Origin of the sequence: Faecalispora jeddahensis (genome assembly GCF_000577335.1) — a bacterium.
GTDB lineage: Bacteria > Bacillota > Clostridia > Oscillospirales > Acutalibacteraceae > Faecalispora > Faecalispora jeddahensis.
This window is the reverse complement of record NZ_CBYL010000027.1, coordinates 39,581-53,785: the sequence shown is the minus strand read 5'-3', so window position 1 is coordinate 53,785 and position 14,205 is coordinate 39,581. Positions and strand designations below refer to the sequence as shown.

General features: G+C 48.8%; 16 protein-coding genes. 1 reads left to right on the top strand and 15 read right to left on the bottom strand.

The genetic code is table 11. From position 1 onward, the window contains the following. Nucleotides 1-1,010, top strand: a 1,010-nt coding sequence (locus tag TY09_RS11290; RefSeq protein ID WP_187119608.1) for a CotH kinase family protein, incomplete at its 5' end; no start/stop codon positions are given. A gap of 515 nt (nucleotides 1,011-1,525) precedes the next feature. Here the strand turns inward: TY09_RS11290 and TY09_RS11285 are convergent. The 15 genes from TY09_RS11285 to TY09_RS11215 all read right to left on the bottom strand — a co-directional run bounded on the left by TY09_RS11285 (nucleotide 1,526) and on the right by TY09_RS11215 (nucleotide 14,204). Next, entirely contained in the window at nucleotides 1,526-1,996 is a 471-nt protein-coding gene (locus TY09_RS11285; protein ID WP_147584664.1) for a hypothetical protein, read from the bottom strand. A 22-nt stretch (nucleotides 1,997-2,018) separates the two neighbouring features. Further along, nucleotides 2,019-2,540: a hypothetical protein gene (locus TY09_RS11280; protein ID WP_042434380.1), complete on the bottom strand. Its 522-nt coding sequence runs from the start codon at nucleotides 2,538-2,540 to the stop codon at nucleotides 2,019-2,021. Nucleotides 2,541-2,760: 220 nt separating this feature from the next. Continuing rightward, a complete protein-coding gene (locus TY09_RS11275) occupies nucleotides 2,761-2,979 on the bottom strand; it encodes a hypothetical protein (protein WP_042434377.1) in 219 nt (72 codons plus the stop codon). Between the two features lie 169 nt (nucleotides 2,980-3,148). Beyond that, a complete protein-coding gene (locus TY09_RS11270) occupies nucleotides 3,149-4,081 on the bottom strand; it encodes a transketolase family protein (RefSeq protein ID WP_042434374.1) in 933 nt (310 codons plus the stop codon). A 3-nt stretch (nucleotides 4,082-4,084) separates the two neighbouring features. Further along, nucleotides 4,085-4,903: a transketolase gene (locus TY09_RS11265; protein WP_042434371.1), complete on the bottom strand. Its 819-nt coding sequence runs from the start codon at nucleotides 4,901-4,903 to the stop codon at nucleotides 4,085-4,087. 15 nt (nucleotides 4,904-4,918) lie between these two features. Then, a complete protein-coding gene (gene fsa / locus TY09_RS11260) occupies nucleotides 4,919-5,578 on the bottom strand; it encodes a fructose-6-phosphate aldolase (protein WP_042434368.1) in 660 nt (219 codons plus the stop codon). A 182-nt stretch (nucleotides 5,579-5,760) separates the two neighbouring features. Further along, the gene (locus TY09_RS11255; RefSeq protein WP_052335612.1) at nucleotides 5,761-6,678 is read right to left on the bottom strand and encodes a sugar phosphate isomerase/epimerase family protein; all 918 of its coding nucleotides are present in this window, start codon (nucleotides 6,676-6,678) and stop codon (nucleotides 5,761-5,763) included. A 60-nt stretch (nucleotides 6,679-6,738) separates the two neighbouring features. After that, nucleotides 6,739-7,143: a cupin domain-containing protein gene (locus TY09_RS11250; RefSeq protein WP_042434366.1), complete on the bottom strand. Its 405-nt coding sequence runs from the start codon at nucleotides 7,141-7,143 to the stop codon at nucleotides 6,739-6,741. Nucleotides 7,144-7,253: 110 nt separating this feature from the next. Further along, entirely contained in the window at nucleotides 7,254-8,537 is a 1,284-nt protein-coding gene (locus TY09_RS11245; RefSeq protein ID WP_042434363.1) for an ABC transporter substrate-binding protein, read from the bottom strand. 69 nt (nucleotides 8,538-8,606) lie between these two features. Continuing rightward, complete coding sequence (locus TY09_RS11240) at nucleotides 8,607-9,452, bottom strand: carbohydrate ABC transporter permease (RefSeq protein ID WP_042434360.1); 846 nt, start codon at nucleotides 9,450-9,452, stop codon at nucleotides 8,607-8,609. A 13-nt stretch (nucleotides 9,453-9,465) separates the two neighbouring features. Then, complete coding sequence (locus tag TY09_RS11235; protein ID WP_042434357.1) at nucleotides 9,466-10,350, bottom strand: carbohydrate ABC transporter permease; 885 nt, start codon at nucleotides 10,348-10,350, stop codon at nucleotides 9,466-9,468. Nucleotide 10,351: 1 nt separating this feature from the next. Continuing rightward, nucleotides 10,352-11,050, bottom strand: coding sequence for a FadR/GntR family transcriptional regulator (locus tag TY09_RS11230; protein ID WP_009061552.1), 699 nt, complete (start codon nucleotides 11,048-11,050; stop codon nucleotides 10,352-10,354). Nucleotides 11,051-11,475: 425 nt separating this feature from the next. Further along, nucleotides 11,476-12,297, bottom strand: coding sequence for an alpha/beta fold hydrolase (locus TY09_RS11225; protein ID WP_042434354.1), 822 nt, complete (start codon nucleotides 12,295-12,297; stop codon nucleotides 11,476-11,478). A 3-nt stretch (nucleotides 12,298-12,300) separates the two neighbouring features. Further along, nucleotides 12,301-13,413, bottom strand: coding sequence for a Gfo/Idh/MocA family protein (locus tag TY09_RS11220; RefSeq protein WP_042434351.1), 1,113 nt, complete (start codon nucleotides 13,411-13,413; stop codon nucleotides 12,301-12,303). Between the two features lie 8 nt (nucleotides 13,414-13,421). Then, nucleotides 13,422-14,204, bottom strand: coding sequence for a sugar phosphate isomerase/epimerase family protein (locus TY09_RS11215; RefSeq protein ID WP_187119607.1), 783 nt, complete (start codon nucleotides 14,202-14,204; stop codon nucleotides 13,422-13,424). Between the last annotated feature and the right edge of the window lies 1 nt (nucleotide 14,205).

Below are 14,205 nucleotides of genomic sequence, written 5' to 3'. Positions count from 1 at the left end.
AAAAGAAAGAAGATGGCCAGCAGGCCCCGCCGAACTTTGACGGTGGTCAAAGGCAGGGGGGCGGCGGAGGAATGCAGTCTGATGATGCCACTGCACTGATTTATACGGATGATGAAGAGTCCAGCTATTCCTCTATATTTGATAATGCCGAAACCAAAACCGATGAGTCAGATCATAAGCGTGTCATTGAGGCCATTAAAAATTTGAACAGTGGAACCGATCTGGAAAAATATGTGGATGTAGATGCTGTGCTGCGGTATCTGGCGGCACATACGGCCGTAGTAAATCTGGACAGCTATTCCAGCAATATGGGCCATAACTATTATCTTTATGAAAACAACGGACAGATCAGCATGCTGCCATGGGATTACAACATGGCATTCGGGAGCTTCCAATCACAGGATGCGAGCTCGGTTGTTAATTTCCCGATCGGTACCCCCGTTTCTGGAGTCTCTATGGAGGATCGTCCCATGATATCTAAGCTTCTGGAGGTACCGGAATACCTGGAAAAATACCATGAATATTTACAGCAGATCGTTGACGGTTATTTTTCAAATGGAAAATTCGAGGAGAAAGTAAATGAAATCAACACTCTGATTTCGAGTTATGTCAAAGAAGACCCCTCTGCGTTTTATAGCTCTGAGGAGTATGAGGCCGCAGTCAGTGAGCTGAAGAAATTAGGCACGCTGCGCGGAGAAAGCATGCAGGGCCAGCTCAGCGGCACGATTCCTTCTACTACGGAAGGACAAAAAACAAATTCAGATCAGTTGGTTGATTCCTCCTCCGTGAACTTGACCGCATTGGGCGGTTCAGATCAAAAGGGTGGAATGGGGCAAGGTACTCCCGGTGGAATGAACTCTGAAACGATGAAAAAGGCAATGGAGATATTACAATCTGCCACAAACGGCACACTCACGGAGGAACAAAAAAATCGACTCAAAGAGCTTGGGTTGACAGAAGAACAAATCGATCAAATGCTGAAAAGACCTCAGCAAAAGCAGATGAAGTAGGAGCTTCAATGGTGAAAGGCTAAAACGCTTACGATTTCCTATAAGAAATGCAGTACACAGCACTGGGTCAATATGACTTTTAATCAGGGTGTCCGGGGTTCGAATCCCCATGGTTCACCAATAAGAACAGCTCCCTAAAAAGGGAGCTGTTCTTATTGGTAATTGCCGTATCACCTTAACTGGTTTTGTTTACGATCAACTGAACAAAGCTGATCTTGGAATGCTTACAGGAAAAAGATCTGTCAATGACGATTCCGCGACGAATACAAATGGGCAAAATCGATAAACTCGCCGTCTGCCTGCTCACCAGTACGGGCAATGCGAAAATAGCGTGAGTTTAAAATAAGCCTTATTTCGGGCATGACTTTTCACCTTGTGTTTTAAAAGAATTATTCTACACAACCTTCCCCATTGTAGTATCAGCAACACTAATATTGTCGGCTGATGTCAATCCGCCAAGAATTTTTAGCTTTTTATAATAGAGAATCTTTGTACGGTATTGCCTTCTAATTATACTAATCTAAGATGTTATGTTCCTCACAATAGGAAATTGCTAAGTGAGAAAGCAAGGAGCGAAATTCATTTCCCTCTGTATCTAATTCGTGCTGAGAAACTCCGCGAATGAATTCAAGATCGAGAAACAGTCGATTACTATTTGAAAAAATATATCCATTATGTTCCTCGAATACAACATAGATCATGTTGTGATCATATAGAGTGTCAGAATATCGACTGCTTTTTGGATTTATTTTCACTTCAAACGCGAGGAAAGACATATCGTCGGGCTTTAATTGTAAACCGTCATTGAGAATGCAAGTCATTGCATTATGTTTGGCGGTCTGCAAAGCACGACCGGGAAGAGCGCTGAGTGGAATTTCCTTTATGTCAACTTGTTTTCTAAGCCAATCGACCAGTTCAGGAATTGTTTTAGGTCCAATTGGTATAGAGTCCTTGAACATTCGTACTTGCTCGTCATAGTTTAACATAGGTTCACCATACTTTGTTATATTAATTGATGGTTCCAATTTTTGGAGCAACATAGGCTGAGATCCAACTCGAAGTCAAGTTGTTGTATCCGAGTAACCCCTTGATTGTTATTTTTGCTTTTTTTTGATCTGTTGGAATTTCTACATCTGCAATCTTTAATGAACCAACAGTGGCTGCGGGGCAATAATAAACTCTACCGTCCATATCTAAGTATGTCTCAGTATATAAAGAAGAGCCATTATCGACAGTTAATGAAGTGAATTTCCACCCACTATATTGACCAGTGCCAGCCCAGTTAAGATAGACTTCACAATCTTCAGTGTTCCCATTTCGTACAGCGGTAAGCGTAATACCATTTACCGATTGAATCGAGTTTTCAGAATCTGGCCCAATAGGAACCTCAATTATACCTTCAGCGCTCGCTGTGCTCGATGAGGTCGGAAGGGCAATTGTTTTCTGAGTATTTTCCTGTGCAGAAACTGGGATGATCACCATCAAAGACAGAACCATTACCATCAATAAACTACTTATTCGCTTGTACATTTTTTACCTCCTTAATGTTGTTTAGGCAATACCGCACAAAGATTCCCTATTATTCATTATAGATGTCGATGCCTAGGTTATTATTGCAGTAATAGTCTGGATAGATGGTAAGCCACAGGTACATATCAGGAAATAAAAGAAGGAATATTTTCCCTTTTATATACATAACGAATAAGGTAGTGAATTTGTTACACAACTTCTTGTTTTTTTGTAATTATGACTAAATATTATCCTCGGCTTCATTGATCGCTTTAAGTATATCAATAGAAATATTCATCTGTTTCACATCTCGGATTGTCTTAACACATAGTTTTTCATAATCGTTTTTGAAAATCTGGAGAACAGATGCAACCATACGTGTCAACATATCCATTTCAACAGCACTGCGGAAGCTACTCTTTGAAAACCGTGAGGCTGGCGTTCCGATGAGTCCCTCCATCTTGCCGCCAAACACACCGCACAGATAGTCCTGAAAGTATGGGACGCTTTATTACATACAACAGAGAAAAGATGGGTTGCCCGATCGTTGGGCAACCCATCTTTTCTCTGTCCCGTCTGATGACTTAACACCTAATGATAAAATATTTGATATTCTGGTTACTGCTGGCTCACAGCAGTTCTTTCACCTTGCGAACGGTTTCTTCCGCCGTCATGCCATAGTATTCCATCAAAGCGACAGGATCGCCCGACTGGCCAAAGCAATCATCCATTCCGATATAACGCATCGGAACCGGATATTGCTCGGAAAGCGCATGAGCCACTGCCGAACCGAGCCCTCCCACAATGATTCCTTCCTCCAGCACGACGACCCGCTGTGTCTTTTTGGCGGACTCCACAATCAAATCCTTATCCAGGGGCTTGATCGTCGCAATGTTGATGACTTCCGCCTGAATCCCTTCCGCCAGCAGTTTTTCCGCCGCCTGATTGGCGATGTCCAGCAGGCTTCCTGTGGCGACCAAGGTCACGTCCTTGCCCTTTCTTACTTTGATACCCTTTCCGATTTGGAAGCAATAGGTATCCGGATCAAACACGACTGGAACCGGGTTGCGCCCCAGACGGATATACACCGGGCCATCGTAGTCGATCATTGCCTTGACTGCGGCCCGCATTTCCACTGCGTCTCCGGGATTCAGAACGACCATGTTCGGCACGGCTGCCATCACAGCCAAATCCTCCACCGCCTGGTGGGTCGCGCCGTCCTTGCCTACTGAAATTCCGCCGTGGCTTCCGCAGATTTTTACATTCAAATGGGGATATGCCACAGAATTGCGAATTTGCTCAAACGCGCGGCCTGCTGCAAATACTGCGAACGTGCAGGCGAACGGAATTTTCCCCGTGGTTGCCAGACCCGCGGCGGTTCCTACCAGATCACACTCCGCGATTCCCATATCAAAAAAGCGGTTGGGATACGCGTCCTTAAATTTGCAGCTCATGGTGGCTTTTGCCAGGTCGGCATCCAGTACCACAACTTTTTCATTGTTCTCTGCGAATTCTATGATAGCCTGTCCAAAGGCGTCTCTTGTCGCGATCAGCTCACTCATCCGTTATTCCCCCAGTTCTTTCAGTGCTTGAGCCACCTGGTCGGCAGATGGCGCACTGCCATGCCACCCAACCTGATTTTCCATGAACGATACGCCCTTGCCCTTTACGGTATTCATGACGATCATCGTAGGAATCCCTTTGCTTTCTTTCGCAGAATCAATTGCCTGCAGAATTTCCTCTGTATTATGGCCGTCGATCGTCAGCACGTTCCAGCCGAAGGCTTCAAAACGCCCTGCCACATTTACATTTCCCATAATTTCTTCGATGGTACCGTCAATCTGAAGATGGTTGTAATCCACAAAGGCGATCACATGATCCAAACGGTAGTGGACGGTGCTCATAGCGGCCTCCCACACTTGCCCCTCCTCGGTTTCTCCATCTCCCATCAGGCAGTAAACGTAATAGTCCTTTCCATCCAGCCGGGCGCCCAGAGCGATGCCGTTGGCCACCGACAGGCCCTGGCCGAGGGAACCGGTAGAAACATCCACACCGGGGGTCTTCCCCGAATAGGGATGCCCTTGCAGAATGGAACCCAGCTCCCGCAGGTGATCCAGCTCTTCCATTGGGTAATAGCCTTTCATGGCCAGCGCGGCATACAGCGCCGGGCATGCATGACCCTTGGATAACACAAACCGATCCCGATCCTCCCATAAGGGCTCTTGCGGCTTGATGTTCATCACGTCAAAATATAACGCTGCCATCAGGTCTGCACAGGACAGGGAACCGCCCGGATGCCCGGAGCCCGCTTTCCCGATGGACCGGATAATCAGCCTGCGGATCTGCTTTGCCTGCTGCTCCAAATACTCGATATTGCGCATCATTGTTACTCCTTTTGCTTACAGAATCTTCTTGTCGCCCATCGCTTTTTTCCAGTCGGACATAAAGCCCTCCAGACTGACGTCGGTCATGGGGTGCCAGAACATTTTCTTCATGCATTCGTAGGGAATCGTGGCAATATCCGCGCCTGCCTTCGCCGCACCCACCACATAGGTAGGGGTTCTCATGCTGGCGGCGATGATCTGGGTCTTGATATGGTAGATCCGGTAAATTTCCGCAATATCCTCCAGCATTTTCAGGCCGTCCATCAAAACATCGTCAGAGCGTCCCACGAAGGGGCTGACGTAAGTGGCGCCCGCCTTCGCCACAATCAGAGCCTGTGCGGCGTCGTACACGGTGGTCACATTGGTTTTGATTCCCATTTTAGACAGCCGGGACACAGCGGTAATGCCCTCCTGTGCCATCGGGATTTTTACCACCATGTTCTCATGCCATCCGGCGATTTCCTGTGCTTCCCGCACCATACCGTCCGCATCCGGAGCCAGAACCTCTCCGTTGACCGGACCTTCCACCATGTCGCAGATTTTCAGCAGAGTTTCTTTTAAATCCTTGCCCTCCCGCGCAATAATGGAAGGATTCGTTGTTACTCCATCTACGATGCCGGTTCGTACCATTTCATCAATTTCAGCCAGATTGGCGGTATCAATAAAGAATTTCATAATACTATTTCTCCTTTTCCTGTCAGCTTGCCGGTTTTCATCCATCGGGAAAATGGGCAAAAGATCTCCACCCTTTTCCGCTGCTCGTCCGGCATACCCGGGAACGCGTTCCAAGGCTGCATCGGGTAAGCCCTTCTTGCAACAAGAAAAAGTTGCTTTTTTTGTCCGTTTTCTTTTTTAAATTAAGCCCGAGCCTTTTCTAAAAACTCTGACGGCTCAAACTGCTGTTTTAAAAAGATCAATCCTGCTTTCATCGCGGCGATCCGCGCTTCCATGCCGGTGTCTGCGATCTGGTTGCGCCACATGCGCAGGTTATAGGAAGCTTCGTCATCAAAGGCCACCACGGCTTCCATTGTCACTGTGCCGTCGTACCCGATTTCCCGCAGGGTTCTGCCGATTTCCTGCCAGTTGATTCGCTTGTTTTGATAAGGGATCTGACGGTTAGGCTCCGATACATGAAACTGTCCGATATGCCCCTTTGCACAGCGGATCGCCTGAAGCACGTCGTCTTCCTCCAGGTTCATATGGAAGACATCCAGCAGAAGGCCGCAGTGATCGCTTTCCACCTGACGGATAAAATCCAGACCCTCCTGTACCGTATTGATGATATAATTTTCAAACCGGTTGGCGATTTCCATATTCAGCTGAATATGGTAGTCCTCCGCCGTTGGAATGACCTTACGAATGCATTCCAGGCTGTATTGTGTCCGCTCATATTTTACTTCGGGAGTAATCATATCGTTCTGGTAATCCGTGGGCCATGTGGAATACAAAATACCCCCGATTTCTGTACCGCCCAAGTAATAAGCCGCTTCTACCGCCCGCTTCAAATGCTCGACGGCGTACTGCCGAATAAAAGGATCGGATGACCGCATGTCGATCCCCTTGGGATACCCATAACAAAACAGTAGCTGGATTCCCATCTCTTCCGCCAATTTTCTGATTTCCGCTGTTTTTTTTCGGTCGCCCTGCAAGGTTTCGTCCGGCGGGCGCATTTCCACTGTTTCGGCGCCGGTTTCTTTTACCTGCCGGAAGAAGGTTTTGAGGTCATTCTGATCAAAGTGCTTTCCCCAGGTCAGCCGATGCACACCGTATTTCATGACATCCTCCATCTTTTCTATGTTCAGTCTGCCATCATCAGGCAATACATTTTCTTACGGTTATTTGGATTGCACCAGCTGCCGGATTGCTTTAAGGTCTTCTGCTGTCAGCCGGTGAAAATCACTGTTGCTTTCTCCAGTATTGGAATCCTCGATCAGAATCATTTTGGTATCCTTTTGGGTGATCGTGTTGTGCCACAGAGTGCGCGGAATGTTATATACCCGCCCCGGCTGCATTTCTACCTTATCAAACGCCCAGCCATTTTCCGTTTCTTCTGCGGAAATCAGTGTGCAGGAACCCGACAGCAGTACAAACAGCTCGTCTGTCTCATTGTGCCGTTCCAGCATATCCAAGCCGGTGATGTCATTTGCCGGCTTCCAATTTTTGATGCCTACCGTCCACTTTTCATTCTCGTACATTCGGCGCATTCCTTCGCCGGTAAACTCATAAGAGGCGATTTCCATTTTTGCTCCTTCTTTCTTTTGAAAAAGGGAGATGCTTCAAAAACACGTTGGCTTTTCGCGAGATCTCCCTTTTCCATGATCCTTATCAGTGACCGTGCTGCTTTTCTTTCCTATTCGGCATGCAGGGATTTCTGCATGATTTTTAAAGCGTCTTCTGCAGAAATCTGCCCCAACAGCGCCTGCTGATTGGTATTGGCCCAGGTGCTGTTGATGAATTCCGTCAGGGTATCTGTAGGGGGGAGTACGCCGGCGTGCTTCAGGCTTTCGGCCGCAACGGTCTGGAACTTATTGTCCTTATATTCGCTGGTGGCAACTACGTTCTCGGTCCCCAGGCCCTTGCCGGTGGATTTGAACCACGTGGTTCCGCCTTCGCCCGTGGTCATGTACTGATAGAAATCAAACGCGGCTTCTTTGTTTTCGCACTGCTCATAAACGGTGAGGCACGTATCTCCGGTGCAGGTCCATTGTCCGCCCTTGCCCGCCGGAACAGGGAATGCCGCCACATCATCGCCAAACGTTTCGGACCAGATGGCACTGGAACCGATATGATGGATGATCATCGCTGTCAGGCCGCTTTTAAAGCCGTCCACTGTTTCGGCGTAAGCCGCATTGGGCGCGGAATCGGGAGCATAGCCGCTCTTGAAAATGTTCAGATAGGCATTGTAAGCTTCCACAGCCTGCGGAGTGGTCAAATCATCCCAGTTTGCGCCATAGGCATACAAAAAGCTGCCCAAATGCTCATGTCCGCCTCCGGCTCCGCGCAGGCCCAGGCCGTAAACATCCGTTTTTCCGTCCCCGTTGGTATCCATTGTTGTCTTTTTGATGGCGTCCAGAAATTCATCAAAGGTGGTGGGGGCCTTTTCTATGCCGGCCTTCTGGAAATAAGACGGTCTGTAATAGACATACAGAGCTTCCAGTGTCCACGGCAGAACCGACAGCTTTTCATCGCCGGTAGAGGCCTTCATCATCTGCCAGATTCCGTCGTTGATCTGGGATTTATCCTGCCACGCCTCCACATAAGAGCTCATGTCTGCCAAAAGGTGATTGGCTGCAAAATTTTTGCCTGCCTGAAGCTTAAAGGTGGAGAGATCCGGCCCGCCGCCGCCCATAATCGCCGTGAAAATCGAATCGGTAAACCCGCCGCTGTCCCAGGGATATTCCTCTGCGGTGACCAGAATGTTCTTGTCGTTGGTTTCGTTGTACTGTTTGACAATGCTCTGCATCAGATCGGACTGTTCTGTATTGTCTGCCCAATACCAATAGGACAGCTTTGTTGCTTGCTTACCGGAAGGATCTGACCCGGAGGATACGGAAGAAGAGTTATTGCCGCCACATCCGGCCAAAGAAGAGGTGAGCATCACGCCTGCCAGGAACGTCGCTATTACCTTTTTCATTTCTCTATTCTCCTTTTATTACAAATTCCCCATCTTTTCTAGGAAATATGGGCCACTGCCAAACAAGGCCTATCCTTTGACAGCTCCTGCTGTCAGGCCGGAAACCAGCTTTTTCTGCGCAAAGAAGAACATGATACAAACCGGGAGCACCGTGATCGTGCCGCCTGCACACAGCATGTCCCATTCTACACCCAGCTGGCCGATCAGGCTGTTCAACGCCACGGGTATGGTACGGGTTGCGGGATTCGTGAACATAGAGGACAAGGTGTATTCGTTCCACCCCTGCATGAAAATGTATACGCCGGCGGCCAGAAGACAGGGGGTCAAAATGGGAAGGAAAATCCGGACAAACGCGCCGGTTCGATTGCACCCGTCGATCAGAGCGGCTTCTTCCAGGGAAAAGGGAACGTCCCGGATAAAGCCCTGGATCAGCCAGACCGAAAACGGAATAGTAAACGTAGTGTATGCCAGAACCAGACCGGTGGGCGTATACAGCAGATTCATCGACCGCATAATGGAGTACAGCGGGATCATTAAAAGCACGGTGGGGAACATGTTATTGGAAAGAAACAGTCCCATAAGAAACTTGCGCCCTTTGAACTCGAACCGGGAAAAGGCGTACGCGGCCAGGGTGGAAAACACCAGAGAGACCACCATGGTGGCAACCGCTACCGTCAGACTGTTTTTCATGTATTTGATAAAATTAAAATAGCCGAACAGCTTTTCATAGGTCATCCAGGTCCAGTGCTGCGGCCAATACAAAAGAGGGCTGGCATAAATTTCAGCGTCCGGTTTTACGGAGGTAATAAACATCCAGTAGAAAGGAAACAGCAAAAAGATCAGGAACAGTAAAACGGGAAGAACCAGTGTCAGTGTGAATTTGACCGCCTCTGCGGAGTGATGCTTTACTTTCATCTCAATCCCTCCTTCAACTCCGCTCGCTCTGAAACGTAAACCGCAGATACGGCACGGCCACTACCAGAAGAAGCACGGCCAAAATGACCGACATTGCCGAAGCGTAGCCCAGATTCAGCACATGGGCCTTCTGATACACATAAATGCTCAGTGTCTGGGTTGCGTAGGCCGGGCCGCCCGCGGTCATGTTCTGAATGATATCTACCGAATTGGCCACCCAGATGATCCGCAGAAGCACGGTGACAAACAGGGTATTTTTAATGGATGGAATTGTTATGTAGAAGAGTTTTTGCGCGCCGGATGCGCCGTCAATATCCGCCGCCTCGTACATGTCACTGGATACACCCTGCAAAGCGGCCAGAAGCATCAGGGCAAAGAACGGAATTCCCTGCCACACTACCGAAACAACCGCCGCCGGCATTGCGGCCTCGTGCCGGGACAAAAAAGAGATTCCGTGCTCTAAAATCCCCAGTCGGATCAGAACGTCGTTGATGACGCCGTAATTTCCATCATACAGCCACCGCCACATCAAGCCGATCAGTACGCCGGGGGTAACCCATGGAACCATGGACAGAGCGCGCACAACACCGCAGCCAAAAAATTTGCGGTTCAAAATCAGGGCCAGAATGAAACCAAACAGGAATTGCAGACCCACACCGAATACGACCCAGACCAGGGTCCGGAAAATGGAAGGCCAGAACTGCGGGTCCTGGGTGAAAATTTCGATATAATTTCCCAGACCGAGAAATTGTGTCTTGCCTGGATAACGAAGATCGTAATACTGAAAACTGGTAACGATCGCCTGTACCACAGGAATAAAAACCACACAAAGCATTGTAAGCAATGCGGGAGCGATCAGCAAATACGGCCAAATCCAGTGACCCTGTTTTACTTTCATATTACGCCTTTCCTTTCTTCAGTCGTCTGATGTTATCCAGCGAGGTGTAAATATGAGTGGTGACTGCGTTTTGCGCACGACAGCTGTCCCGGTGCACAAACGCCTGAAAAATATCGTTATGCATATGCTGGGAAAGGCTGAAGCTCTCTTCCGATTCCGCCAAAATGACGATCCCTTTCTGGATCGTTTCGTAAATGACGGGGATGACCTGATTGAACACCGCGTTTTTAGAGCACTTGGCAATCAGGGTGTGGAACTGAATATCCAGCTCCAGACGGGCCGGATCGCGGTAATTGATGGTGTACATCTTCTGAACAATCTGCTCCATCTGTTGAATTTCTTCGGGAGTGGCCCTCTCCACCGCCAGAGCCGCAATTTGGGGTTCAATGATCAGCCTTACTTCAAATACGCTTTCGGTAAGCTTTGCCCGGTCAATGTAGCGAAAGCCCAGCGGATCATCCCCCAGCCCCGTAAAGTCACAAACATAGGTGCCGTCGCCCTGCCGGATTACGATAATGTTCTGTGCCTTCAGCATTTTCATTGCCTCTCGTACCGTGGGGCGGCTGACTCCGCACATTTCCGCCAGCTGCGCCTCATTGGGAAGTTTTGTTCCAGGTTTCAGTTTATCTCGGATAATCAAATCATTGATCTGCTCCGCAACTTTGACGGATAAGGAATGCTTGGTTGGTTTGTCCTGCATAAGACATCCTCCTGTCATCTTTTATCTGCCCTAGAATAAATTCATATTATCTGCGAAGAAGCTGTCAGCAGAAGTAAAACTATATATAAAATTTGTCGATTTATTTGTTTTTTTATATTTATTACACTTAAATTATATCGATTCATATTACCTTTGTCAATAAAGTGTAAATATTGTTATGATTTTTTGTGTATTTTTAACATGGCGCCTTCTGGTTTGCTATGAAACGTGCAATTATTTTTGCGAATTTTATTAGATAAGACCACACAAACATCTTACCTTTCTTTGAAAAGCACGTATTTGATCAGCCTACAATCCTTTTTTCATCAAAATTGGATGATATTTCCTTCCGTTTATCCGCATTGGTCAGAGGAATCAAAAAGGGAGAGAATCTAAGATTCTCTCCCTTTTTGATTCCTCTGTTTCTATTGATCGTGCCGCAGGAAAAAGTCCAGTGTCGCCCGGTTATAAGCCTCCGGCTGCTCCCATTGATGAACATGGCCGCCGTTTTTACACAGATACAATTCACTGGCAGCGATCCCTTCATACAGTTCCATCGTTTTTTCGATTGGCACAAACAGGTCTCTGGAACCCGCGGCAATGAGCGTGGGGGAAGTGATGCGGCACAGCTCCAGCGTAGCATCATGGGCCAGGCAGGCATTGCACTGGGCCCGATAGGCATAAGCGGGCATGGGATACGGATACAGAGCGTCCTGACGCTCCGCCTTCCAAAGCATGTCCTCACAGGTGTTCTGAATGCTTTGAGAAAAGGTCATCCACTGATTCAGATGTTTAAACGTGGTTTTGTCGAGCTGCTCCACACTGTCCCGCAGAGCTTCAATGGCTCGGCGAAAGCTGTTGCTGACACTGGCAAAGGTGCTGGTCAGAACAAGAGAGCGGACTCTGTGGGGATGCCGGGCCGCCAGGTGCTGGGCGATCGCTCCGCCCATGGAAACACCGTTCACATGGGCCTGCGATATCTCTAAAGCGTCCATAATTCCCAGGACGTCCTCCGCCATTTCTATGGTGGAGTAGGCTTCTGCCTTCGGCTTATCGGAGCGCCCCACCCCTCGATTATCTAGTGTAATACATTGAAAATGCTGGGCATATACCTTGACATTTGGGTTCCATTTTTCACCGGGAGCCCCTAAGCCCATAATGAGAACCAGCGGCGTTCCCTGCCCGGTGATTTCTACATGAAAGGAGTTTCCATTGACCCAAATCTCTTTTTCAGTCGTATTTTTCATAGCCTAATCCCTTTCTTTTCTCGGGATTTTTCCGTCATACAGTTTCATTCGCTGGGTTCCGCAGGGTGGCAGCATCGTTTTCATTCGCTCCAGAACGGGCGCGTAGCTGAATTCCTGAATCGGCAGGTCTATTCGGGTATGATTCAGAGCGCTCAGACACATGGCCTCCAGAATCTCATAACCATGGTACGAAATATCGATGTTACAGGAATGCGGCTTGGAATCATTGTCCATCCATTCGGCGAATTCGGTATAATACGGCGTCTGAATCGGCACCTGCTGATGATTCCGCCAGCCGGGATCCTTTCCTTCCACCAATCTTCCATTGGTCGCTTTGGTGCACGCTCCCCAAAAGCCGTCCGTTTCGGCATAAACATATCCGTCCGTTCCATAAACGGTCAGACGGTTGTCGCTGCTGGCATATTCCGGCGGGTTATGTGCTTCACTCAAATAACCGCACTCTATGTAAGCCCGCACTCCATTTTTCAGCTCCATTGTCCCCAGCAGATAATCGGGAGCGGGGTGGGAGTCCTCCAGGGTGGCGGGGCCGTGAACGTGTCCCACCACCCATTTTGCCGGGTAGCCGCCGTTGATCCACAAGGTGTAATCCACATAATGGGTGCCCAGCTGTGAAAACCACGCCTGTGTCTCCACATGGATCTTGCGGATTTCTCCGATTTCTCCCGCTTCAATTCTCTGCTTCATCCGGCGCATTTGCGACAGATATTTTTGCTGGTGGCACACCACGGCCTTGATTCCATGCTGATGGCATAAATCCCGCATAGCCTTTGCTTCCTGTAGGGATTCCGCCATCGGCTTTTCCAGTGAGATTCCCTTGACGCCGTACCGAACCGCCAGCTCGACCATATTCAGCCGGTCAGAAGGGTAGGTGACAAACACAAAAATATCCGGACGCACTGTGGAGAGCAGCTGTTCCGCGTCTGTGAACAGAGGAATCTGTGTCAGTCCGTATTCCTCCGCGACCTTTTGCGCTACGGATTCGTCCCGATCGCACAGGCCAACCACCTGATACCGGTCCGGGTTCTCTAAAAGGCCCCGCAAATGGATTTTCCCCCGTACACCTAAGCCTAAAACAGCCACTGTATACCGTTTCACTGAACTTGTCATCTCCTGTTCTGAAATTGAGCCATATACAGGCCATCCAGGCGAACCACTTCGTCCGAATCCTGCAGCACTCTGGGGGATTCATCCTCTACCATTACCCAGCCGCGATATTCCTGCTCTTCCAAATAACGGACAATCGTAGGATAATCAATCGTGCCTTCTCCCATAATGGCCCATTCATTCGGCCCCAAACGATCTTTAAAATGGACATGGCGTACTTTGTCCTGATATTGGCGCAGAATCGCGAGGGGATCCATCCCCCCATTTGCAATATGTCCGATGTCCGGAGCATACCCGATATCGGTACGGTACAAAAAATCAAATAGGACACGGTAATCCTCTTCTGTGCGGAACAAGGAATTTTTGCCGGAATTGGGGTGAAAACAGCAGACGATCCCCTGTTCTCCCGCCCGGCGCGTCACCGACTCCATGCAGCGGATCAGATTTTGCCTTCTTTCATATAGCGCCTCTCCGGTTCCCCGCTGGATGTCTCCGGCGTGATGGGACAACATCAGCTTGGCACGGGGGAAACGGGACACAAACGCGATCGCCTGATCAGAAAAACTTTTTTCCTCCGGTGTTTCTTTGGCCCCTTGCCAGGGCTGATGCAGCACCAGCGCGGCAAGCTCCATGTGCTGCTGTGCCAAAAGCTCTGCCACTTGATCCGGCTGGTGAAAATAAGACCCCAGCATCCCGATTTCTGCTTCAATTCCCTCAAATCCTGCCTGCGAAGCAACTTGAATGATATGGGGCATCTGGCCCTGAAACTTTTTCTGATTCATT

Coding starts and splice junctions, on each gene's coding strand:
- TY09_RS11285 (WP_147584664.1), bottom strand. CDS start 1,996: ATGTTAAACTATGACGAGCAAGTACGAATGTTCAAGGACTCTATACCA.
- TY09_RS11280 (WP_042434380.1), bottom strand. CDS start 2,540: ATGTACAAGCGAATAAGTAGTTTATTGATGGTAATGGTTCTGTCTTTG.
- TY09_RS11275 (WP_042434377.1), bottom strand. CDS start 2,979: ATGGAGGGACTCATCGGAACGCCAGCCTCACGGTTTTCAAAGAGTAGC.
- TY09_RS11270 (WP_042434374.1), bottom strand. CDS start 4,081: ATGAGTGAGCTGATCGCGACAAGAGACGCCTTTGGACAGGCTATCATA.
- TY09_RS11265 (WP_042434371.1), bottom strand. CDS start 4,903: ATGATGCGCAATATCGAGTATTTGGAGCAGCAGGCAAAGCAGATCCGC.
- fsa (WP_042434368.1), bottom strand. CDS start 5,578: ATGAAATTCTTTATTGATACCGCCAATCTGGCTGAAATTGATGAAATG.
- TY09_RS11255 (WP_052335612.1), bottom strand. CDS start 6,678: ATGAAATACGGTGTGCATCGGCTGACCTGGGGAAAGCACTTTGATCAG.
- TY09_RS11250 (WP_042434366.1), bottom strand. CDS start 7,143: ATGGAAATCGCCTCTTATGAGTTTACCGGCGAAGGAATGCGCCGAATG.
- TY09_RS11245 (WP_042434363.1), bottom strand. CDS start 8,537: ATGAAAAAGGTAATAGCGACGTTCCTGGCAGGCGTGATGCTCACCTCT.
- TY09_RS11240 (WP_042434360.1), bottom strand. CDS start 9,452: ATGAAAGTAAAGCATCACTCCGCAGAGGCGGTCAAATTCACACTGACA.
- TY09_RS11235 (WP_042434357.1), bottom strand. CDS start 10,350: ATGAAAGTAAAACAGGGTCACTGGATTTGGCCGTATTTGCTGATCGCT.
- TY09_RS11230 (WP_009061552.1), bottom strand. CDS start 11,050: ATGCAGGACAAACCAACCAAGCATTCCTTATCCGTCAAAGTTGCGGAG.
- TY09_RS11225 (WP_042434354.1), bottom strand. CDS start 12,297: ATGAAAAATACGACTGAAAAAGAGATTTGGGTCAATGGAAACTCCTTT.
- TY09_RS11215 (WP_187119607.1), bottom strand. CDS start 14,204: ATGAATCAGAAAAAGTTTCAGGGCCAGATGCCCCATATCATTCAAGTT.